Annotated in this window: 16 protein-coding genes, 1 tRNA gene and 1 pseudogene; 9 read left to right on the top strand and 9 right to left on the bottom strand. The window is 60.0% G+C overall.

The window, feature by feature from the left end; all coding sequences use genetic code 11:
- Positions 1-57: 57 nt before the first annotated feature.
- A pseudogene (locus QZ196_RS14595) lies at positions 58-267 on the top strand (IS5/IS1182 family transposase); the annotation flags it as partial.
- 190 nt (positions 268-457) lie between these two features.
- On the opposite strand, the gene QZ196_RS14600 reads toward QZ196_RS14595, so the two are convergent.
- Both QZ196_RS14600 and QZ196_RS14605 read right to left on the bottom strand, forming a co-directional pair.
- Complete coding sequence (locus QZ196_RS14600) at positions 458-1,573, bottom strand: pyridoxal phosphate-dependent aminotransferase (protein ID WP_296427696.1); 1,116 nt, start codon at positions 1,571-1,573, stop codon at positions 458-460.
- A gap of 138 nt (positions 1,574-1,711) precedes the next feature.
- On the bottom strand, positions 1,712-4,816 hold the full coding sequence (locus tag QZ196_RS14605; RefSeq protein ID WP_296427698.1) for a valine--tRNA ligase: 3,105 nt from the start codon (positions 4,814-4,816) through the stop codon (positions 1,712-1,714).
- A 156-nt stretch (positions 4,817-4,972) separates the two neighbouring features.
- On the opposite strand from QZ196_RS14605, the gene QZ196_RS14610 reads away from it, so the two are divergent.
- The 3 genes from QZ196_RS14610 to QZ196_RS14620 all read left to right on the top strand — a co-directional run bounded on the left by QZ196_RS14610 (position 4,973) and on the right by QZ196_RS14620 (position 10,104).
- Complete coding sequence (locus QZ196_RS14610; protein WP_296427700.1) at positions 4,973-6,577, top strand: hypothetical protein; 1,605 nt, start codon at positions 4,973-4,975, stop codon at positions 6,575-6,577.
- Positions 6,578-6,749: 172 nt separating this feature from the next.
- Positions 6,750-9,050, top strand: a complete 2,301-nt coding sequence (locus QZ196_RS14615) for a xanthine dehydrogenase family protein molybdopterin-binding subunit (RefSeq protein WP_296427702.1) — start codon at positions 6,750-6,752, stop codon at positions 9,048-9,050.
- Positions 9,037-10,104: a DUF2235 domain-containing protein gene (locus tag QZ196_RS14620; RefSeq protein ID WP_296427705.1), complete on the top strand. Its 1,068-nt coding sequence runs from the start codon at positions 9,037-9,039 to the stop codon at positions 10,102-10,104. The genes QZ196_RS14615 and QZ196_RS14620 overlap by 14 nt, the downstream gene beginning before the upstream one ends.
- Here QZ196_RS14620 and QZ196_RS14625 read toward each other — a convergent pair.
- The gene (locus QZ196_RS14625) at positions 10,066-10,551 is read right to left on the bottom strand and encodes a PaaI family thioesterase (RefSeq protein ID WP_296427728.1); all 486 of its coding nucleotides are present in this window, start codon (positions 10,549-10,551) and stop codon (positions 10,066-10,068) included. The two genes, QZ196_RS14620 and QZ196_RS14625, sit on opposite strands and share 39 nt — an antisense overlap.
- Before the next feature lie 37 nt (positions 10,552-10,588).
- Positions 10,589-11,455: a methylenetetrahydrofolate reductase [NAD(P)H] gene (gene metF / locus QZ196_RS14630; RefSeq protein ID WP_296427708.1), complete on the bottom strand. Its 867-nt coding sequence runs from the start codon at positions 11,453-11,455 to the stop codon at positions 10,589-10,591.
- A gap of 93 nt (positions 11,456-11,548) precedes the next feature.
- Between metF and QZ196_RS14635 the strand changes: the two genes are divergently transcribed.
- Entirely contained in the window at positions 11,549-12,454 is a 906-nt protein-coding gene (locus QZ196_RS14635) for a LysR substrate-binding domain-containing protein (protein ID WP_296427710.1), read from the top strand.
- On the opposite strand, the gene QZ196_RS14640 is transcribed toward QZ196_RS14635, so the two are convergent.
- From QZ196_RS14640 to QZ196_RS14650, 3 genes are read right to left on the bottom strand one after another with little or no spacing between them, the layout of a single operon-like run.
- A complete protein-coding gene (locus QZ196_RS14640) occupies positions 12,411-13,472 on the bottom strand; it encodes a GGDEF domain-containing phosphodiesterase (RefSeq protein WP_296427712.1) in 1,062 nt (353 codons plus the stop codon). The genes QZ196_RS14635 and QZ196_RS14640 overlap by 44 nt on opposite strands.
- Positions 13,426-13,779, bottom strand: a complete 354-nt coding sequence (locus tag QZ196_RS14645; RefSeq protein WP_366510984.1) for a GGDEF domain-containing protein — start codon at positions 13,777-13,779, stop codon at positions 13,426-13,428. The genes QZ196_RS14640 and QZ196_RS14645 overlap by 47 nt, the downstream gene beginning before the upstream one ends.
- 7 nt (positions 13,780-13,786) lie before the next feature.
- Complete coding sequence (locus QZ196_RS14650; RefSeq protein WP_296427716.1) at positions 13,787-14,401, bottom strand: hypothetical protein; 615 nt, start codon at positions 14,399-14,401, stop codon at positions 13,787-13,789.
- 162 nt (positions 14,402-14,563) lie between these two features.
- Here QZ196_RS14650 and QZ196_RS14655 point away from each other — a divergent pair, with 162 nt between their 5' ends.
- The gene (locus QZ196_RS14655) at positions 14,564-15,352 is read left to right on the top strand and encodes an inositol monophosphatase family protein (protein ID WP_296427718.1); all 789 of its coding nucleotides are present in this window, start codon (positions 14,564-14,566) and stop codon (positions 15,350-15,352) included.
- Here QZ196_RS14655 and QZ196_RS14660 read toward each other — a convergent pair.
- The gene (locus QZ196_RS14660) at positions 15,349-16,083 is read right to left on the bottom strand and encodes a rhomboid family intramembrane serine protease (RefSeq protein ID WP_296427720.1); all 735 of its coding nucleotides are present in this window, start codon (positions 16,081-16,083) and stop codon (positions 15,349-15,351) included. The two genes, QZ196_RS14655 and QZ196_RS14660, sit on opposite strands and share 4 nt — an antisense overlap.
- Positions 16,084-16,114: 31 nt before the next feature.
- A complete protein-coding gene (gene putA, locus QZ196_RS14665) occupies positions 16,115-19,573 on the bottom strand; it encodes a bifunctional proline dehydrogenase/L-glutamate gamma-semialdehyde dehydrogenase PutA (RefSeq protein ID WP_296427722.1) in 3,459 nt (1,152 codons plus the stop codon).
- A gap of 106 nt (positions 19,574-19,679) precedes the next feature.
- Between putA and QZ196_RS14670 the strand changes: the two genes are divergently transcribed.
- From QZ196_RS14670 to QZ196_RS14680, 3 genes are all read left to right on the top strand, one after another.
- On the top strand, positions 19,680-20,171 hold the full coding sequence (locus QZ196_RS14670) for an Lrp/AsnC family transcriptional regulator (protein WP_296427724.1): 492 nt from the start codon (positions 19,680-19,682) through the stop codon (positions 20,169-20,171).
- A gap of 36 nt (positions 20,172-20,207) precedes the next feature.
- The gene (locus QZ196_RS14675; protein WP_296427726.1) at positions 20,208-20,747 is read left to right on the top strand and encodes a hypothetical protein; all 540 of its coding nucleotides are present in this window, start codon (positions 20,208-20,210) and stop codon (positions 20,745-20,747) included.
- A gap of 140 nt (positions 20,748-20,887) precedes the next feature.
- A tRNA-Leu gene (locus tag QZ196_RS14680) sits at positions 20,888-20,974 on the top strand.
- Positions 20,975-21,331 lie beyond the last annotated feature (357 nt).

Below are 21,331 nucleotides of genomic sequence, written 5' to 3' on the forward strand. Positions count from 1 at the left end.
CAATCTCGTCGAACGCCTCAAAGCTAAATCAACGCGGTAACAATGGGGTGGTTACCATCAGAATACCTGGGCTGCGCGATCTGGCGAAGCTGGAGCGGATACCACCGCCGAAGTCGTGCCGAGACAAAAATGCATTGCATGAAACTGCTGGGGCAACGCCTCATGGCTCGCGACTTCGACCGGCAAGTTGCCGAGGTCCAAGTCCGCATCGCCATCATGAACGGCTATACCGCGCTCGGCATACCCGTCACGAAAACCATGGGATAAGTGTGTCCGGGGAAAGGGGAGGTCCGTTCAGAAGCGGCTTTGTACAACAAAGCCCTTAGGGAGTCATCCTGCACTCAGCCGGAATCTAGCCCAAATGAGTTCGTGTAGTTTTCAGCACGACCGACAGGGTGGTGCGCCATGGGTGCCCTCAGGATGGTTCGGAGAAATTCTAGCGGCTGGTTTTGGAAAATCACCTTAATTTTTCGTGTGCCGTTTGCAGCGCATGGGGCAGGGCGGCCCCGAATGCGGCAGTTTGATCCGCTGTGCCGCAGCTGACGCGAATGCAGCGGTCTTGGGGGGCGACGAAGGGCATGCGCACGAAAATGCCTTGCGCGATGAGCGAGGCCAGCACGGCGCGGGCAAATGCGCCATCTGCACCGCAGTCGATGGTGACGAAATTGGTGGCCGAGGGCAGGCTGGTCAGGCCGTTCTGCCGCGCGATCCCGGCGAGAGAGGCGCGTGATTTTGCGACTTCGGCGCGCACATGCGCCAGCCAGTCTTGGTCCTGCAACGCAGCGAGCGCCCCGGCCTGACTGATCCGTGACATGCCAAAGTGATTGCGGACCTTGTTGAAGGCATCAATCAGGTCCGCCGCCCCGATCGCATAGCCGACCCGTGCACCCGCCATGCCCTGTGCCTTGGAAAACGTGCGCATCCGGATCACGTTGCGGCGCGCCGTATCCATCGCAGGCGCGGTGCCTTCGGGCGCAAGTTCAATGTAGGCTTCGTCAAGGATCAGCAGGCAGGTATCGGGGACGGCGGCTATCAATCGGGTCATGGTTGCGGCGTCATGCCAAGTGCCCATCGGATTGTCCGGGTTGGCGATATAGATCAGTTTTGCCTGTGTTTCCCGCGCCTTGGCGATAAGCGCGTCGGGGTCTTCGTGGTCGTCTTTGTAAGGTACGCTGTGCAGCGCGCCGCCGAACCCTGCAACATGGTAGTTGAACGTGGGATAGGCCCCGGCAGAGGTGACGGCAGCATCATCCGGCCCGACGTGAAGCCGGACGACCAGACCAAGCAAGGCATCAATGCCTTCGCCAACCATGATGTTTTCGGGCAAGATGCCGTGGTGTCGCGCGAGGGCCGCGCGCAGGTCGTGGCTTTCGGGGTCGCCGTACATCCATGCGTCAGGCAGGACGTTTTGCATGGCGGTGATCGCTTTGGGCGAGGGGCCAAAGGCGGATTCGTTTGCGCCCAGCCGGGCGCGGAATGCGGCACCGCGTTGCCGTTCTTGTGCTTCGGGTCCGACAAACGGGACCGAGGCCGGCAGCGTGGCGGCAAGTGGGGTGAGGGCGGGTTTTTTCATATGTTCAGGTAATCCTGCGGATGTGGTTTGGGCAATGGCTCGAACGGTGACCGGTGCGCATTTGGCTGCCTCTGGCGGGAGTATTTTGGGACATAAGAAATCGGGGCGGTCGCGGTGGTGCGACCGCTCCTTTTCTTGTTAGCCGATTTCTTGCAAACGGGCGATTGCGGCTTTGATCTGGGCCTCTTCTTCTTCGCGCAGGCGCAGGTTTTCGCGGGCTTCGGCGACGACGTCGTCAGGGGCAGAGGTTGCGAAATTGGGGTTGTTCAGGCGCCCGCGCAGGCCGCCGAGTTCCTTGCCCAGCTTCTGCATCGACTTTTCCAGACGTGCGATTTCTTCTTTGACATCAATAAGATCAGCGAGCGGCAGGCCGAAAGTGCCGCCGTCCATCGGGATCGTTACGCAGCCTTTGGGGAAGCTGTCGACGCGGGTCAGGCTTTGGATGCGGGCGAGGCGTTGGATCAGCACGCTGTTGTTGTCCCATGCCGATTGGCCGCGCGTGTCGAGGCCAGTCACCAGCAGGGGCACTTTGGCGCCGGCGGGGACGTGGACCTGGGCGCGGGCGGAGCGCGTGCTTTCGATCAGGTTGATCACCCAGTTCATTTCGAGGTCGGCGTTTTCATCAACAAGATCAGCCGCTTGATAGGTGGGCCAATCGGTGTGGACCAGCATCTTTTCGCGTTTGCCAAGGGTTTGCCACAGCTCTTCTGTGATGAAGGGCATGATGGGGTGCAGCATGATCAGGCATTGGTCGATCACCCATGCCATGGTGGCCTGAGTTTCGGATTTTTCCGTTTCATTTCCGTCGAGTAGCATGGGTTTGGAAAATTCGACATACCAGTCGCAGACCTTGCCCCAGACAAAGGCATAAAGCGCGTTGGCGGCGTCGTTGAAACGGTAGCTTTCGAGGGCGGCGTTGACCTGTGCGAGGGTCTTGGCGGTTTCGCCGATGATCCAACGGTTGACCGTATGTGTGGCGTGCAGATCCTGTACAGACGCGGTACGTACAGTCTGCGTATCGAACACCCCATTCATTTCGCCAAAGCGGCAGGCGTTCCAGAGTTTGGTGCCGAAGTTGCGGTAGCCTTTGATCCGGTCCTCGGAGATTTTCAGCACGCCACCCATGGCCGCCATTTGCGCGTTGGCAAAGCGCAGGGCGTCGGCGCCGTAAGCGTCGATCATCACCAGCGGGTCGATGACGTTGCCGCGCGTCTTGGACATCTTTTCGCCCTTGGCGTCGCGCAGCAGCTGGTGGAGGTAAACGGTGTGGAACGGGTCCGTGTCCATCACGGCGTTGGACATCATCATCATCCGGGCGACCCAGAAGAACAGGATGTCCTGGCCCGTGATCAGCACGTCGCCGGGGAAGTATTTTTGCAGCTCTGGCGTGTTTTCAGGCCAGCCCAGCGTGCCGAAAGGCCAGAGACCGGAGGAGAACCATGTATCGAGGACGTCGGGGTCGCGCCAGACCGGGAACACCAGATGCGTTGGGTCCTGTGTGACGGTGTATTCAGCAAGGCTGGCTGAAAAGCGTTCCATCGCCTCGGCTTTGTCGGCCACTTCGATGACGGATGCATGGCTGAGTGGGCTGGGGATGTCTGCGTTGTCGAACACGAAAGATGATTTGACGCTGTCGAAATCGGCGCCGCAGTGCATGACTTCGCCGCGATGGACCATGCCATCGAGCAAGAGGCCAAGCAGTTCCACTTCATCAAGTTCGCCGGAGGGGTTGTGTTCATCGGCAACGCCCAGATCAAGGCCATACCAAACCGGAATCTGATGCCCCCACCAGAGCTGGCGCGAGATGCACCATGGTTCGATGTTTTCGAGCCAGTGATAGTACACTTTTTCGCCGCTTTCGGGCATGATCTTGACCTGGCCTGTCCGGACAGCATCCAGCGCCGGGCCGACGATTTGATCGGTGTCGACGAACCATTGGTCGGTCAGCATCGGTTCGATCACCACCTTGGAGCGGTCGCCGAAGGGCTGCATGATTTTCTTGGCTTCGACGTAGGGAATGAAGGCAGGAGGCGCCGGGTCTTCGCCCGGGACCTCATCGTTTGCATCCGCCAATGCGGGGTTGGGGATCATGACGGCGAGGCCTTCGGCGGTGATGTCGGCAATCACTTTGGCGCGGGCTTCCATACGGTCGAGGCCGCGGTAGTCATCGGGCACAAGGTTGATGGGGGTTGTGTCGGCGGGCGCTGCGCCGCCTTGCGCGATGGCCTGTGCCTGCGCGGCCGCTTCGGCGTATGGCAGGCCATCGGCGCGCATCGCGCCTTTGGTGTCCATCAGGGCGTAGAGAGGGATGTCGTTGCGTTTGGCCACGCCATAGTCGTTGAAGTCATGCGCGCCGGTGATTTTCACGGCACCCGACCCGAAGGTCATATCGGGGTATTCATCGGTGATGATCGGGATCAGGCGGCGCTGTGCCTTTGGCCCGACGGGAATTTCGCACAGTTTGCCCACGATCGGGGCATAGCGCGTATCATCGGGGTGGACCGCCACGGCACCATCGCCCAGCATGGTCTCGGGGCGGGTGGTGGCGATGGCGATATAGTCGCGGGTCTCGCGCAGGGTGACGTTGCCGTCTTCGTCTTTTTCGACATATTCGTATGTTTCGTCACCCGCGAGGGGGTATTTGAAGTGCCACATGTGGCCGTCGACTTCGATGTTTTCGACTTCGAGGTCGGAAATCGCGGTTTCAAAGTGCGGGTCCCAGTTCACGAGGCGTTTGCCGCGATAGATGAAGCCTTTGTTGTACATGTCCACGAAGACTTTGATCACGGCGTCGTGGAAGTTTTCGTCCATGGTAAAGGCGGAGCGGTCCCAGTCCATGCCAGCGCCCAGACGTTTGTCTTGTTGCTGGATCATGCCGCCGGAGGTTTCTTTCCACTCCCAGATTTTCGTGATGAAATCTTTGCGGCTGTAATCCGTGCGCTTTTCGCCTTTTTCGGCGAGCTGTTTTTCGACGACAAGCTGGGTGGCGATGCCAGCGTGGTCCAGGCCCGGTTGCCACAGGGTGTCATAGCCCTGCATCCGTTTCCAGCGCGTCAGGATATCCATGAGCGTGTGGTTGAAGGCGTGGCCGACGTGCAAAAAGCCGGTGACATTGGGTGGCGGCAGCATGATGCAGAAGGTTTCATCGCGGGATGCGTTGGCGCCTGCTTTGAAGGCACCCGCCTTTTCCCACATGTCGTAGATGCGGGGTTCGGCGGTTGTTGCGTCGAATGTCTTTTCCATGAGGCGGCGTCCGTTCGGCTGACTGGGTTTGGATATGGGCCTAGCAAACGGGTGGGCAAAGGAAAAGGGCTGTTCGTGTGTCGAAAGTCACGGTAGGTTGCAGGGGTTTGGGTCTACACTCGGTTTACGGGAATCAATTTCAGAGAGGGTATATTGATGCGTATGAGAATTATTGCCGCTGGCGCGTTGGTGCTGGTTGCTGCGACGGGGGCCACTGCACAGGCCAACGTGAATGGGCTGCAGAAGATGATGCTGTTTCGCAGCATCGTGCAGGATGATCCCGCCTGTGCTGTCGCGGTGACCGATGGTGTGGCCGCGATTGCGGGTGATCTGGGGACATCGGCGGCGTCCAGCTGTCCGGATGCGTTTGCCTGGGCACAGTTCGGGACCGCGATCACGGAAGAATTCTGGGACTGGGCGATTGATACGACAGTGTGGCGGTCAGAGCCACTGCCGCTGTGTTCGGCCACGGTCACGAGCGATTGCTGTGATCCCAATGCGGTGCCTGATCCGACGTCGCCATCGACGCAGTGTCCGATCTTCCGCGCGGATTACACGCCGGTTCCGCCATTGCCCGCGCTGCCCAATGGCACGCCATCCGGGGCTGTCGTCAATCACCGGGGGTTGTTGCCTGCGGATCTGTCCGATCCGGGCCGTCTACTGCGTGATCTTGAGCTGGAACTGGTGTTCCGCAATCGGCCGATGTTTGAGTATTTGTACCGGAACGACCTGTATTCCAAAGAAGGTATGGGCGCGCGCAACCGCGCACAGAACGCGGCGATTTCGGCGGGAAATATCGGGGCTGCACAGCGGCTACAGGTGCGGCTGCCCGTTGATGCCGTGATGGTAAAGGCTGATTTCGTGCATCAGGACATCATGCTGGAAGAGGGGTTGATCCAGATTGCCGACGCCGGCGGTGTACTGCTTGATCCGCCTAACAACCCCGATTACCCTTATCTGACGGTCAATCTGCCGGGTGATGGCAGTGCCGGGACCGTACCGGGGATGTATTACATGGTCGCGATGACCAATGCTTCCAAGGATATTCCGATCTGGCATTGGTACGCGATGGAGCATGTGGCCAACCTGGGCCGGTGTGATTACATCGGGTGCAACGACAGTTTTGGCTACACGGTCAATGGTGCAGCCCAGCCCGGTGCGGATTTTGGCAGTAGCTTTATTGCGCCGCATATCACGCTGAACGATGACAAGACGTCCGACAACGATCCGTTGTTCCAAAATGGCTTGGCCTATGATCCGGTTGATACGGGCGAAGTGATTACACCCGTGCTGGCTGCGATGCTGGATGCGCTGGGCGTTGGCACATCCGCGATAGATTCTGACCCCAACACCATCACCGTGGATGACCCGGCCTGGCGCAACTATCGCCTGAAGGGCACGCAGACCACCTTTACCCAAGCGACGGGTATTCCCAGCGGGATGGGGGCCACAGTGACCGAAGGCGGGTTTGTGAACTCTGCGTCGTGCACCACCTGTCATTCGCAGGCGTCGTTCGATGAATATGGTAATTCGGGCATGCAGGGTGTCGGGGCCACATGGCGGCCAAACCTGCAGGGCTATGGTCAGGTGGCCATGGGCGCGCCGGATGCCAATTGGTTCTACAACTTTGGCAATTCATCGGTGAATGCAACCCAGATTGATTTCATCTGGGGTGTTTTGTTCGCCAGTTGTCAGAAGGATGGCGAAAACGGCGAATGTGCCAGCTATCCCGATGCGCCGACGATCATCGATCACTACTAAGGCACGGCCCTGTTCCGCCACGTGCGGGGCAGGGCATTTTTACGGCGGGGATTATGTCCGGCTGTCTCCCCCCCTGATCGCACGTTTTGTCGCGCCGTATATTGGGCGCTGTCACTGGACAACGCCCCGCCGTTGCATAGGGTGGCAGATGACATATGCGAGGGAAAAGACGATGGAAAAATTCGGAAAAAGCCAGCCGGTGACACGGGTCGAGGATGTGCGTTTCCTGACCGGACACGGGCGTTATGTCGATGATATTGCGCCGCAGGGTGCATTGTTCGCATATTTTCTGCGCTCGTCGGTGGCGCATGGCGAAATTTCAGCGCTTGAGCTTGACGATGCGCGCGACATGCCCGGCGTGCATTTGGTTGTCGCGGCGAATGATTTGGTAGCCGCCGGCATTCAGATCGGTCTGGCCGGTGTTGTTGTGACCAACCGCGATGGTACGCGCGGCGCGGCGCCGGTGCGGCCGATTTTGGCGCAGGACCGTGTGCGCCATGTGGGCGAGGCCATCGTGATGATTGTCGCCGATAGCGTGCTGGCGGCCAAGGATGCCGCCGAGGTGATCGGACTTGAGATTGACGATCTGCCGGTGCATGTGGATCTGGCTGTGGGCGGTGATGCCATTCACCCCGAGGCACCGGAAAATCTGGCGTTTGATTGGGGCATGGGGGATGCGGCGGCTGTTGCCAAGGCGATTGACGGCGCTGACCGTGTGGTGACGGTCGAGGTGTTTGATAACCGCGTGATCGTGAATTCGATGGAACCGCGCGGCTGTTACGCCGAGGTGACCGATGGCCGTCTGCATCTTGCATTCAACGGGCAGGGCGTCTGGGGGATGAAGGCCGATCTGGCCCGACACTTTGGTTTGGACCCCGCCGAGATCCGGGTGACCAACCCCGATGTGGGCGGTGGTTTTGGCATGAAGGGCATGCGCTATCCTGAGTATTTCGTGGTGGCGCATGCGGCACGGGTGCTGGGGCGTCCGGTGCGCTGGATGTCGGAGCGCACCGAGGCGATGCTGAGCGATAACGCGGGTCGGGATTTGACAACGACGGCAACACTTGCCTTTGATGCTAACCATAAGATTGTGGCCTATCATCTTGATACTATTGCGAATATGGGCGCGTATAATTCGCAGTTCGCACAGGCGATCCAGACCGACCTGTTTGCCAAGGTCCTGATGGGCACCTATGATGTGCAGACCGCGTATATGCATACGCGCGGTGTGTTTACCAATACGACACCTGTTGATGCCTACCGTGGGGCCGGGCGACCGGAGGCGATTTTCGTGTTGGAACGTGTGATGGATGCGGCGGCGCGGCAGCTGGGGGTTGACCCCTGGACGTTGCGCGCGCGCAATTTCATCCTGCCCGAAAAGTTCCCCTATACTACCGTTTCCGGTGTGACTTATGACGTCGGCGATTTTGCAAAGGTGCTGGCGCGCGCAGGCCAGGAGGCGGACCGCGATGGGTTTGCCGCGCGCAAGGCGGCGTCTGCGGCGGCGGGCAAGCTGCGCGGGCAGGGGCTTTGTTACTATATCGAAAGTATTCTGGGTGACCCATCTGAGACGACGAAGGTGGAATTTGTCGATGGCGGCGCCTTGATCTATGTCGGAACGCAATCGAATGGGCAGGGCCACGAGACGGTCTATGCGCAGTTTCTGGCGGATCAGACGGGTATCCCGGCGGATAGGATCACGGTGGTGCAGGGCGATAGCGACCGGATTGCAACGGGTGGTGGCACCGGCGGGTCACGGTCGGTGACGGTGCAGAACACCGCCACGCTGGCCACTGTCGCTGTGACGCAAGCGGCGTTCACGGCGTTTCTGGCCGAAGCCGAGGGGGTCGATGCCGCTGCGGTCAGCTTTGATGATGAGAGGTTTCGGATTGCGGGTTCCAACCTGACGCCGACGATGTTGGATATGGCCGACATGGCCCGTGCGGCGGGGCGCGATGATTTGCTGACGCATAGCGCGCGGATCAAGTTGGATCACCGCAGTTTCCCCAATGGTGCCCATGTCACCGAGGTTGAGATCGACCCCGATACCGGGGTTGTATCGGTGGAACGGTATACGGTCGTGGATGATTTCGGCAATCTGATCAACCCGATGCTGGCCGAGGGGCAGGTGCATGGCGGTGTCGCCCAAGGCATTGGGCAGGCGCTGACCGAGCGGGTGGTGTTTGATGCGGACGGGCAACTGCTGACCGCGAGCTTCATGGACTATGGCATGCCACGGGCCGATGATATTCCGATGATCGGGTTTTCGACAGAATGCACGCCGTCGCTGTATAATCCCATGGGGATGAAGGGCTGTGGCGAGGCGGGCACTGTGGGTGCCCTTGCTGCGGTCAGCAATGCCGTGATTGATGCTCTGTGGGATGTGGGCGTGCGCGAAATCGCAATGCCATTCACGCCCCACCGGGTCTGGCAAGCCATGGAAATTGCGCAGGGTGACAGTGCAGCTGCGTGATTGGTTCTTTGGCCTGTTCGGGCGCCGGGCGCGTGCCGAAGAAGGCGGGGTGCGCAAGCGGGGACCTGCCACGCATGTCGTCATACTGGACGGCACGATGTCGACGCTGGAAGACGGGTTTGAAACCAATGCGGGGATCACGTTCAAGCTGTTGACCGAGGTCAGCCGCAAGGCAAACCTGACGGTGTACTACGAGGCTGGTATTCAGTGGCGCGACTGGTCTGGAACCTGGGGCGTCATCACGGGCAAGGGCATCAACCGGCAGATAGAACGGGCGTATGGCGTTGTCGCATCGCGGTACAAGCCCGGTGACAAGATCATCTTGATCGGCTATTCGCGCGGCGCCTATGCGGTGCGGTCATTGGCCGGGGTGATTGATCTGATCGGACTGGTGCGGTCTGATCAGGCGACTGTGCGCGCGGTCCGGCAGGCATACCGCCATTACCGCACTGGCGCGCGCAGCCCGGTGGCGCAGCGGTTTCGTGAAATTTACTGCCATGACGCCGTGCAGATCGAGGCGGTCGCAGTCTGGGATACGGTCAAGGCGCTGGGCCTGCGGTTGCCGATTGTCTGGCGCTGGGCGCAGGCACAGCATGATTACCACAACCATGCGCTGGGCGGTCATGTGCGGCATGGGTTCCACGCGCTGGCACTGGACGAACGGCGCGAGGCCTATGCGCCGGTTTTGTGGGAGTGTCCGCCCGAATGGCATGGGCATATGGAGCAGGTCTGGTTTCGCGGCAATCACGGTGATGTGGGGGGGCAGATCGGGCTTTTTGCGGATGCCCGGCCACTGGCGAATATTCCGCTGGTCTGGATGTTAGAGCGGTTGTCGGATTGCGGGGTGGCGTTGCCTATCGGCTGGCGCGCACGGTTCATGCAGGATGTCGCGGCCCCATCCATCGGGAATTGGCGGGGCTGGTCCAAGATATTTCTGTCGCGCCGCCGCCGGATCATCGGGCGTGACAGGTCGGAACGGTTTCATGAGACTGTCATTGAAGCCGAAGCGAAAGCATCAGGTGCCCGACATCTTCATAATCAGACAAGTGGTTGAGCCGGTCGCGTAGAGTTTGCCATCGCGCGCGCCCCTGATTTCGCCGTGCGACACGCCTGTCGTGCGCCCGGCGTGATCAATGCGGCCAATGGCCAGAATTTCGGTCCCCGGCGGGATGCAGCGTGTCAAATTCACCTTGTATTCCAACGTGGTATAGACGGACCCTTTGGGCACCGTCGTCATCACGGCGCAGGCCATGCAGCTGTCCAACAGCGTGCCGTACCAGCCGCCATGTACGCCGCCCATCGGGTTGGTGTGGTTGAATTCGGGGGTCCCGCGGAAGGTGACCTGGCCGGGTGCGACCGTGTCGAGCGTGTAATTCATCAGCGCGGAAATCGGCGGACGGGAAATTTCGCCGCGCTGCATGGCTTGCATGAATTCCAGACCGCTGAGCGACAGTATGGTCGCGCGGTCGGGCAATTGTTCGGGGGATGTGGCGGTGAACATGGGGGCCTCGGGCGTTGTTTCGCCCAAGGCTGGCGTTTCAGGCGACGTTTTGCAACCGTGCTTTGGGTGTGATCCCCAAAGCATGGCAGACATCGCGGGTCAGTTCGGGGCGGTTGAGCGTGTAGAAATGCAGATGATCCACCCCACCTTGCCGCAGGTCATCGCAGAGTTCGGTGGCCAGCGCGGTGGACAGCAGGTCGGTCGTGCCGTCGCGGGTGGCGTTTGTGAAGGCATCACTAATGAGCTGTGGAATATGGGTGCCGCATTGTGCCGCGAACCGCTGCGTGCCGGCCCAGTTTTCAATCGGCAGGATGCCGGGGATGATCGGCGCGTCGATTCCGGCTTTGACGCAGGCGTCACGGAACCGGAAAAACGTGTCAGCTTCGAAGAAGAACTGGGTGATTGCGGATGTCGCACCAGCGTCGATCTTGCGCTTGAGGAATGCGATGTCGGCTGCCTGATCGGCGGCTTCGGGGTGCTTTTCGGGATAGGCACCGACGCGGATCGTGAATTTGCCGGTATCGGCCAGCGCGTCGATCAGCGCGATCGAGTTGACAAAGCCATCGCGGTGGGCGGTGAATTTGTCAGCCCCTTTGGGCGCATCGCCGCGCAGGGCCACGATTTCTTTCACGCCGACCTGTGCGTAACCTTCTGCAATTTCAAGCGTTTCGGCTTTGGTCGCATCCACGCACGTCAGGTGCGCGGCAACATTCAGCCCGCTGGTGCGGTGGATCGTGCTGACCGCCTCGTGGGTCAATTTGCGCGTGGTGCCGCCGGCGCCATAGGTGACGGAGACGAATGTTGGATCAAGAGGCGCGAGCGTGTTGACGCAGTCCCACAGGCGAAACGAGCCTTCGAGGGACTTGGGCGGGAAGAATTCGAACGAAATCGTTGGGGCAGTCATTGGTGGACCTCTCTCTTGATTTGCGTTTGTCCCATGTCTATGCAGATGAAGCAATTTCATAACCTTCACCACCATCATGAGGACCGTTCATATATGCATATCGAGTTTCGGCATTTGCGGACCATCAAGGCGATACATGATACCGGCGGGCTGGCCCGTGCGGCGGACCAGTTGAACATCACCCAATCCGCGCTGAGCCATCAGATCAAAGGGATCGAGGATCAGGCAGGGGTCGAGTTGTTCGTGCGCCGTTCCAAGCCGCTGAAGCTGTCGGCCGCGGGCATGCGGATGTTGGCGGCGGCAGAGACGATTCTGCCGCAGGTGGCGGCATTGGAGGCCGAGTTTTCGGGACTGGTGCAGGGCAGTTCGGGGCGGTTGCATATCGCGATCGAATGCCATGCCTGCTTCGAATGGCTGTTTCCGGTGTTGGAGCAGTTTCGCAAGGCCTGGCCCGACGTGGATGTCGATATCCGTCCCGGGCTGGCGTTTGATGCCCTGCCGGCGCTGCGCAAGGAAGAGGTGGACTTGGTGGTGACGTCCGACCCCGAAGACATGCCCGAGACGGATTTCACGCCACTGTTTGATTATGAGCCGGTGTTTGTGGCCTCTGCATCGCATCCCTTGGCGCAAAAAGACGTGATTGAGGCCGAAGATTTCCGGGGTGAAACCCTGATTACATATCCGGTTGATCGTGCCCGGCTGGATGTGTTTTCGCAGCTGTTGACGCCCGCAAAGGTCGAACCCGGCGCAATCCGTCAGGTTGAATTGACGGCGGTGATCCTGCTGCTGGTCGCGTCCAATCGTGGGGTGGCGGTGCTGCCGGATTGGGTGGTGCGGCAGGTGCGTTACAATTCTGACTATGTGACCCGGCCCCTGACAAAGAACGGGATCACGCGCAGATTGTTTGCCGCGACAAGGGCCGAAGATACCAGCCGCCCGTTTATGGCACATCTGATCAGGCTCGCCCGGCAGGAAGCCGTGAAATTGCAGCGCGCCTAGGCCGCGTCGCCCTGCGATGGGGGGCCGTGTCACGGGTTTGTGCCGCCAGACGCAGATGGGTTTCGGCAAAGGGTGCGGCGGCACCGTAAAGATATCCCTGGACAAGATTGCACCCCATGCCACGCAGCATGTCGCGTTGGTCGCGTGTTTCCACGCACTCGGCGATTAGTTTGACGTTGAGGCCCCGGCTGATGGTGACCAACCGTTCGACAAGGACCCGGGCGGCTGGATCGACACCAAGGTCGCGAATGAAGCTGGTATCAAGTTTGAGTTCGTCGAACTCAAGCTCTTTGAGGTGCTGGAGCGAGGCAAAGCCGGTGCCGAAATCATCGAGCGAGATGCGGACCCCGGCCCGACGGAAGCGGATAATCAATTCGCGGATAATGTCGGTGGCACGCGATATGAAAATATCTTCTGTGATTTCAAAGGTCAGGTATGGGCGCAGCGCCGGATAAAGGTCAATCACGGTGAACAGGTCGCCCTGCCCCGACAGGGTTGCCAATGTGACCTCTGGTATGTTGATCGACACCTGCCCCGGGTCCAAGCCGTCATTCACGATTGTTTGCAGATGCCGCATCACGTGTTCGGCGGTGTGGATCATGAACGCGCCTTGAAGCCCGAGTTCATTGATCATGGGCAGGAATTGAGACGGGGGCAGCAGCCCGCGTTGTGGGTGATGCCAACGCGACGACGCCTCAAACCCGACGATCTGATTGGTGCCGAGGCAAATCTTGGGTTGATAATGCGGCATGATTTGCCCGCTCCGCATCGCCGCGAGAAGCATCTGGCGATTTTCCAGGGTTGGTCTGACTGGAAAAGCGGCCTTGTCGTAAATGCTTGGCCGTCCTTCGGGGTTTTGCTTGGCAAGATACATGGCTTGATCGGCACCGGACATGAGCGCATTGGGTGTGTCGGCACCTTTGCCTTGCCGGGCAATGCCGGCACTTGCGCCGACGCTGAGTTGCTTTTGTTCAAAAAAGAACGGGTTGCGAGATGACTTTTGCGATTTTTCCGCCAAACTGCACTGCGGCTTGCACCGACGCAATGCTCGTGCGCAAAATCGCAAATTCATCCCCGCCCAGCCGCGCGACCAGACCGTCACGCCCGGCAATCAGTTTCAGACGTGTCGCGATGGCGCGCAGGACAGCATCGCCTGCTTCGTGACTATAGCTGTCGTTGATCGGTTTAAAGCCGTCGATATCCATCAAAAAGACAGTCACCCCCTCTTTGCTGGCATGCTGTCGCATCATGCTTTGCGCGACATCATCAAACGCACGGCGGTTCATCAGGCCCGTGAGGCTGTCAGAGCGTGAAAGCCGCTCCAGCGCTCCATCAGGCGCGCGTTTGCCTCTTCGCGCGCGCGGCCCAGGGCCTTGTGGGTGTCTTTTGCAGGTTCATCGTATCGAATGTGTTGACGATATAGAAAGCCACGAGGCTGGCCGTGATCAGCCATTCCGTTTGGCTGCCGTTATGTGCGGGGTTCTTGGCAATATTGTACAGCATGATGAACATCGCAGCGAACGCGGGCATCATCTGGGACCAGTTATAGACCGGCAACAGGCCGAATGTGTTGCTGACATGGACATAGGTGCCAAAGATCCAGATGAAACCTGCCAGCACGAAAGGGACCGTGTCGCTGGTCGAGAGGACCACTGCGAAAGCCAAAAACGACAACATGGCCGCCCAATTGATCAACCAGACCAGGCAGGTCGTTGGCAAATCTATCATTTCTTCAAATCGTTCGGCTTTTCGATTGAGCGGATATGCCAACGCTTCGATCGCGACGATGGCCAGAGTGATCTTTGCTGCCAGCACCGCGAACCCGGCGAAGGCTGTAACGGCCGCCATGAGCGCCGCTGCCGCCAGACGTTTCATGACATCACGTGCCGAGATATGGGCCGTAATCTGCGTCTGATATACAAAATGATCAATCAAACGCTGGACCATCACGTTCCCTGCCGCCGCCACATGCCGTCTTGTGCACCCGCAGAGCAAACAGGACGTTAAGACCCGAAAAGAAATTTGCGGCTCTCATGCGGTCGGCCCCCCTTGTTCCGCAGCCGCGTTGCGCCTATACGCCGCGCTTGATCCTGAACCGGAGGCCCGAGTATGGCTGGCAGCGCAAATCTGAATGTTATGATGAAAACCGCCCGTAAGGCGGGCCGTGCACTGCTAAAGGATTTTGGCGAAGTCGAAAACCTGCAGGTCAGCACCAAGGGCCCCGGCGATTTTGTCAGCCGCGCGGACCGCACCGCAGAAGAGACGATCCGCGAAGAATTGCTGCGTGCGCGTCCGTCGTATGGGTTTCTGGGCGAAGAGGGCCGCGAGATCGAGGGTGAAGACCCGACCCGCCGGTGGATTGTCGATCCGCTGGATGGCACGACGAATTTCCTGCATGGTCTGCCGCACTGGGCGGTATCCATTGCCCTTGAACACAAGGGGCAGACTGTCGCGGGTGTGATTTATGACCCCGTCAAAGACGAGATGTTCTATGCGGAAAAAGGTGGCGGTGCCTGGCTGAACGAAAGCCGGCTGCGCGTGTCGGGGCGCCATCGTTTGATCGAGAGCATCTTTGCAACCGGTCTGCCATTTGCCGGGCGCGCCGATCTGCCCGATACAATCAAGGATCTGGCTCGTTTGCTGCCCGCCTGCGCCGGCGTGCGCCGGTTTGGGGCCGCATCGCTGGATTTCGCCTATGTGGCTGCGGGCCGATACGAAGGGTTTTGGGAGCGTGGCTTGCATGCTTGGGATATGGCGGCTGGTTTGATCATCGTGCGCGAGGCAGGCGGCATTGCCGAGCCGCTGCAAATCGGTGGTGACATCTTGGCCGACGGTCAGGTGATTTGCGGCAACGAGCCGATTTTCGAAACATTTGCCAAAGTGATCCGCAAGGCCTAGCGCCGCACGATCGGGATATTGCTGCGGCCATAGGTGGCTTCGGGGTGTGGCGGATGACCTGCGGTTCGTTGCCAAAATGCGGGTCCGCCAAGTTTGAGCCACAGCGGCAATGTCGTGATCAAGCCAATCACAAAGCCGCCGGTATGCGCCCAATAGGCAACGCCGCCGCGGGTGGTGTCGATGTTGAACCCGTTGAAGAGTTGCAGTGCAAACCAGATGCCAAGCATGAGCCATGCCGGTATCGGCAGGATGCGAAAGAAGACCACGAAGAAGATAAAGATATCGACTTTGGCCTTTGGGAACAGCAGCAGATACGCGCCCATGACGCCTGCAATCGCCCCCGATGCGCCCACGACGGGTGTTGGCGACAGCGGGTCGGTTGCGAATTGTGCAAAGCTCGCGCCGATGCCGCAGGCCAGATAGAAGATCAAGAACGGAACATGCCCCATCTCGTCTTCGAGGTTGTCGCCGAAAATCCACAAAAACAGCATATTTCCGGCGAGATGCAGGATGCCGCTGTGCAGGAAGATCGAGGTGACAAGTGTGCCGAAGTTTTCCCCATACGACAGCTGCAGCGGTGTCATCGCATAGGTTCCGTATAGTCGGGCCAATGCCTGATCGGACTGGAAATAGGCCAGACCGATCAGGAATATCACGATGTTCAACCCGATCAGCGTCAGGGTGACGTAGGGCGTGCCTGTCGATGGGTTGTGGTCGCGGATTGGTAACATGCCGCGACCGTGAGCGATGCGCGCCGGGTGGTCAAGCCCAAGCTGGGCCTGCCACCTCGGCCAGCAGTGCGGCATTCCCGCCCGCCGCTGTGGTGTCGACGCAAACGTGCCGTTCGTGCAAGGCGTGACCGGCATCAGGCATGCCGGTGATCAGTGCCGTAATCGGTCCGTCGCGGTGGCTCAGGGCGGTTTCGATTTCGCGTCCGGTGTCGGCGTCACCCCACCAGATGACCCCGGCGAGCGGCGTCAGAGAGGTGAGCATTTCCGGCGCAAGGGTGCCTTCGGCGTTGACCCCCATACCGCCAAGTGTCGCAATGGCCGTGACCTGTTGCTGTGCCGCGTCGGCGCCAGGTCCCATACACAGGATGGGCCCGCGGGCATGCACGCTGTGGCGGTTGGATTCGCCAGTCGGACCGGGCAGGTCGGTCGGCGCGGGATGCGCGGGGGCGATGGCCGACGACAACCGCTTTTTCAATGCGGCGAGGTCGGCATCGTGGTCCCATGAGCTGTCGGATCGTGCGGTTGCATGGGCGGTGAAGCGGGGCAGATAGTATGGACCGCCCGCCTTTGGGCCTGTGCCGGACAGGCCTTCGCCGCCAAAGGGCTGGCTGCCGACGATCGCGCCGATCTGGTCGCGGTTGACGTAGATATTGCCCGCCTGCACCCGTTCCACAACCGTCTGCACCCGGTCGTCGATGCGGGTGTGCAGGCCGAATGTCAGGCCGTAGCCGGTGGCGTTGATTGTATCAATCACCTTTTCCAATTCACTGGCCTTGAAGGTGGCGACATGCAGGACCGGGCCGAAGATTTCGCGCGTCATATCCGCGATGCTGTTCACGCGGATCGCTGTCGGCGCGATGAAGTGCCCCTGTGTGGGCGCGTTCAGCTGGTGGATGATGCGCCCTTCGGCCTGCGCTTGGGCGATGTGGTCGGCGATTGTCTTGTGCGCGGCCGCATCAATGACCGGGCCTACGTCAGTCGCCAGTTCCCACGGGTCGCCAAGGGTCAATTCCGACATGGCACCTTTGAGCATCTTCAGCAGTGTATCGGCGATATCTTTCTGCACATACAGGCAACGCAGCGCCGAACAGCGCTGACCGGCGGAACGGAAGGCACCGTTGATGATGTCGCGCACGGCGTGTTCGGGCAGTGCGGTGCTGTCCACGATCATGGCGTTCAGGCCGCCGGTTTCCGCGATCAACGGCGTGCCGGGTGTGCAATACGCGGCCATCGCGCTGCGGATTTTCAGCGCCGTTGCGGTAGAGCCGGTAAAGGCCACGCCGTTGATGCGCGCATCGGAGGTGAGCGCCGCGCCGATGCCGCCGCCGCCAGGCAGCAACTGCAGCGCTGAGGCCGGAACGCCAGCTTTGTGCATGATTTGCACCGTGCGCGCCGCGATCAGGGGCGTCTGTTCTGCGGGCTTGGCAAGCACCGCATTACCTGCGGCAAGCGCTGCCGCGATCTGCCCGGTAAAGATGGCCAGCGGAAAATTCCACGGGCTGATGCAGGTCCAGATCCCGCGCGCGGTGCTGCCTTCGGTGGCCTGGGCGGCATAGTACCGCAGGAAATCGACGGCCTCGCGGAGTTCGGCGATGGCGTCGGGCAGACCTTTGCCTGCCTCGCGGGTCAGGATCGCAAAGAGCGCGGCTGCCTCGGCTTCGTAGGCGTCGGCGGCGGCGTTCAGCACCTTGGCGCGGGTTGCCACGTCGCTGGCCCATGGTGTTGCGGCGGCAAGCGCGGTTGCCACATCGGCGGCGGTTGCGCTTTGGGCGGTCCCGACAATGTCGCTTGGCAGTGCGGGGTTGCACACGTCATGCGTCGGGCCTGCGTCAACCGCACCGGCCAGCATCGGCGCTGCGGCAAAGGTCTTGGTGCGCAAGTTGCCACGCCCCGCGTCGATTTGGGTCAGTGTCGGGACATGTGTCAGGTCCCAGCCTTTGGAGTTGATCCGTTCGGGCAAAAACAGTTCCGGACCGGTCGGCAGATGGGGACCCTGGCCCGCGGCGTCAAAGGGGCAGCTTGCCACGACCTCGGGGGGGACGTTTTCATCGACGATCTGATTGACGAAGCTGGAGTTGGCGCCGTTTTCAAGCAGGCGGCGCACCAGATAGGCCAGAAGATCCTCGTGGGCACCAACGGGGGCGTAGATCCGGCAGCGGGTCTGTTCGGCCTTAAGGACGATGGTGTGCATGGTTTCGCCCATGCCGTGCAGGCGCTGGAATTCGTAATCTTGCGCGGTGCGACCCATCGTTGACGCCATATCGAGAACGGCGGCCACGGTGTGGGCGTTATGGGTGGCAAACTGCGGATAGATGCGGTCGGTCAGGCCCAGCAGCTTGCGCGCGTTGCTGATATAGCTGATGTCGGTGTGCTGTTTGGCAGTGAAGACTGGAAAGCCGTCAATCCCCTGCACTTGGGCGCGCTTGATCTCGGCATCCCAATAGGCACCTTTGACCAAGCGGACCATGATCTTGCGATCCAGCCGCGTTGCGAGGTCATGCAGGTAGTCGATGACAAGCGACGCACGCTGGCCATAGGCCTGTACGACGACGCCGAAGCCGTCCCATCCGGCCAGAGCAGGTTCGGCCAGCACTGCGCTGATCACGTCCAGTGACAGTGACAGGCGGTCGGCCTCTTCGGCGTCGATGTTGAAACCCATGCCTGCCGATTTGGCGAGCAGAGCGAGCGCGCGGACGCGGGGGACGAGTTCTGCCATGACGCGGGCCTCTTGGGCCACTTCGTAGCGGGGGTGCAGCGCCGACAGTTTGACGGAAATGCCGGGGTTTTCGGCGACACTGTCATACGTGCAATAATCGGCGATGGCGCTGATCGCGCGGGAGTAGGCCAGATGATAACCGCGCGCGTCAGCTTCGGTGCGGGCGGCCTCGCCCAGCATGTCGTAGCTATAGGTGAACCCCTTGGCGCGCATCACATCGGCACGTTTGAGCGCCTTGACGATGTTTTCGCCCAGCACAAACTGGCGGCCCATCTCGCGCATGGCGCGGGCTACGGCGGTGCGGATCACAGGTTCGCCCAAGCGTTTCACGGCGCCACGCAAGTGGCGGCTGATGCCGGGCTTTGTGTCATCAAGAACGCGACCGGTCAGCATCAGCGCCCACGTCGAGGCATTGACCAGCGACGACGCGGAATGGCCCAGATGTTTGCCCCAGTCGGATGGCGCGATTTTATCTTCGATCAGGGCGTCGATCGTATCGGCATCGGGCACCCGCAGCAATGCTTCGGCCAGACACATCAGCGCAATGCCTTCGTCCGTCGACAGGCCATATTCGGCGAGGAATACTTCCATCAAGCCCGGATCGGCGCTGTTGCGGATGTCGCAGACCAGATATGCGGCGCGGCTGCTGATCCGTGAGCGGTCGGCCTCGGTGAGGGCGGCGGCGGCAGTCAGGGCTGTCACCGCCGTTTGTTCGTCACTATACATGGCCATGTCAATCCGGTGGCGCAGGTCGTTTGTGTCATCGCGTGGCATGGTGTCATCCTTTTCCCTGATGTCCCATCATATCCCATTGATCGCAGTCGTTTTGCCTGCTATTTACCAAAACTGCAGGCGGGTTGTCCAAATTATGGTGGCTTTTATGACCGAAAGGTTTTCTGATCTTGACGGATTTGACCGCAAGATTCTTGACGTGCTGGCTGTCGAGGGCCGTATCAGCGTGACCGAACTGGCGCGGCGTATCGGTCTGTCGAAATCCCCGACGCAGGCGCGGCTGAAACGGTTGGAGGACAACGGCGTTGTGCGTGGTTATCGCGCATTATTCGATCCGATCCGGCTTGGCCGGGACCATGTCGCCTTTGTCGAGGTAAAGTTGTCGGACACGCGCGAGGCGGCGCTGGCGGCATTCAGTGCGGCCGTGATGCGCGTACCAGAGATAGAGCAGTGTCATTTGATCGCCGGGGCATTCGACTATCTGATGAAAGTGCGCACATCGGGGATGATCGGCTATCGTGCTGTCCTTGCGGAAAAAATATCAACTTTGCCGCATGTCGCCAATACGTCAACCTATGTTGCGATGCAGGCCATCAAAGAAGAAGGCCTGTCGCCGGTGGCCCCAAGCACAGGGTCGTGACTTGACCGGGCGGCCCTGCGCCGCAAATATCGGCCCATGAAATGGTTTGTCCTACTTTGCCTGTTTGCGGCACCCGCCTTGGCCGAGGCCTGTCCGGTGGCACCCGACCATACGGCACGTACCGATGCGATCATCGTGGAGCTGGGGCTGGCCCGTGGTCAGGGCGATGCCAAGGTGCTGACCGATGAGCTTTGGACGTTATGGACGGATGCGCCTGACGCCCGCGCGCAGCAGTTGTTGGACGAGGGGATGCGCAAACGATCCGCCTATGATTTTCCGGGTGCGCGCGATGCGTTGGATGCGCTTGTTGCCTACTGCCCCGATTATGCCGAAGGATATAACCAGCGCGCCTTTGTGAATTATTTGCGGCAGGATTTTGCGGCGGCTCTGGTTGATCTGGATCGCGTGCTGATGATGTCGCCAAACCACATCGCAGCCCTGTCAGGCAAGGGGTTGACGCTGATGGGGCTTGGTCGCCACGATGAGGCGCAGATGGCCCTGCGTGCGGCCGTGGCGCTGAACCCGTGGTTGTCAGAGCGGTCGTTGCTGACGGTGCCGCCGGGCACGGATATCTGACCCCCACTTGCCGACCGGCACGGGTCCGCATAGGAATGGCGCCGTACACGTATGCTGGATCAGGGTAGCGGCGTTTCAAAGCCCTTGTCTCGATACTGAAAAGTGCATACGGAACATGGTGTTGTAATGCAACGCCAGATGCGGGCGTGATGGAATGGTAGACATACCAGACTTAAAATCTGTTGGGGCTTGTCCCCGTGTGGGTTCGAGTCCCACCGCCCGCACCATAATTTTTACACTTCGCGACAGTTGCAAACGCATTGACGCGCATATGTCCGATTTTTGCAGGTAAGTGTGTCCGCTGAGGGCGATCTTTGTGCTGGATGGCGCATTTTCTATTCCAGTCTTCAGCGGCTTTTTAAGCGGTTTGCGTATTCACGGAATTCGTCAGATGTTTCCGGTAACATTCATATTTTGGAATACGAAAGTATTCACGGGCGTCTTAATACAAAAGAGGCTTTGGGGTTATTATTCCAATATTGAAACACCCAGTGCCCTGATCCATGCCCGCCTATTGGTGTTGCGGACGGGCTCTGTTGCACAAATTCTGTGAGGGATTCATCTAGTGAATCCAGTGTGGTAGC

It is taken from the genome of Yoonia sp., assembly GCF_017854565.1.
Classification (GTDB): domain Bacteria; phylum Pseudomonadota; class Alphaproteobacteria; order Rhodobacterales; family Rhodobacteraceae; genus Yoonia.

Bases quoted from the DNA above. Each gene is read 5' to 3' on its own strand.
- QZ196_RS14600 (WP_296427696.1), bottom strand. From the start codon at position 1,573: ATGAAAAAACCCGCCCTCACCCCACTTGCCGCCACGCTGCCGGCCTCG.
- QZ196_RS14605 (WP_296427698.1), bottom strand. From the start codon at position 4,816: ATGGAAAAGACATTCGACGCAACAACCGCCGAACCCCGCATCTACGAC.
- QZ196_RS14610 (WP_296427700.1), top strand. From the start codon at position 4,973: ATGCGTATGAGAATTATTGCCGCTGGCGCGTTGGTGCTGGTTGCTGCG.
- QZ196_RS14615 (WP_296427702.1), top strand. From the start codon at position 6,750: ATGGAAAAATTCGGAAAAAGCCAGCCGGTGACACGGGTCGAGGATGTG.
- QZ196_RS14625 (WP_296427728.1), bottom strand. From the start codon at position 10,551: ATGTTCACCGCCACATCCCCCGAACAATTGCCCGACCGCGCGACCATA.
- metF (WP_296427708.1), bottom strand. From the start codon at position 11,455: ATGACTGCCCCAACGATTTCGTTCGAATTCTTCCCGCCCAAGTCCCTC.
- QZ196_RS14635 (WP_296427710.1), top strand. From the start codon at position 11,549: ATGCATATCGAGTTTCGGCATTTGCGGACCATCAAGGCGATACATGAT.
- QZ196_RS14650 (WP_296427716.1), bottom strand. From the start codon at position 14,401: ATGGTCCAGCGTTTGATTGATCATTTTGTATATCAGACGCAGATTACG.
- QZ196_RS14655 (WP_296427718.1), top strand. From the start codon at position 14,564: ATGGCTGGCAGCGCAAATCTGAATGTTATGATGAAAACCGCCCGTAAG.
- QZ196_RS14660 (WP_296427720.1), bottom strand. From the start codon at position 16,083: ATGTTACCAATCCGCGACCACAACCCATCGACAGGCACGCCCTACGTC.
- putA (WP_296427722.1), bottom strand. From the start codon at position 19,573: ATGCCACGCGATGACACAAACGACCTGCGCCACCGGATTGACATGGCC.
- QZ196_RS14670 (WP_296427724.1), top strand. From the start codon at position 19,680: ATGACCGAAAGGTTTTCTGATCTTGACGGATTTGACCGCAAGATTCTT.
- QZ196_RS14675 (WP_296427726.1), top strand. From the start codon at position 20,208: ATGAAATGGTTTGTCCTACTTTGCCTGTTTGCGGCACCCGCCTTGGCC.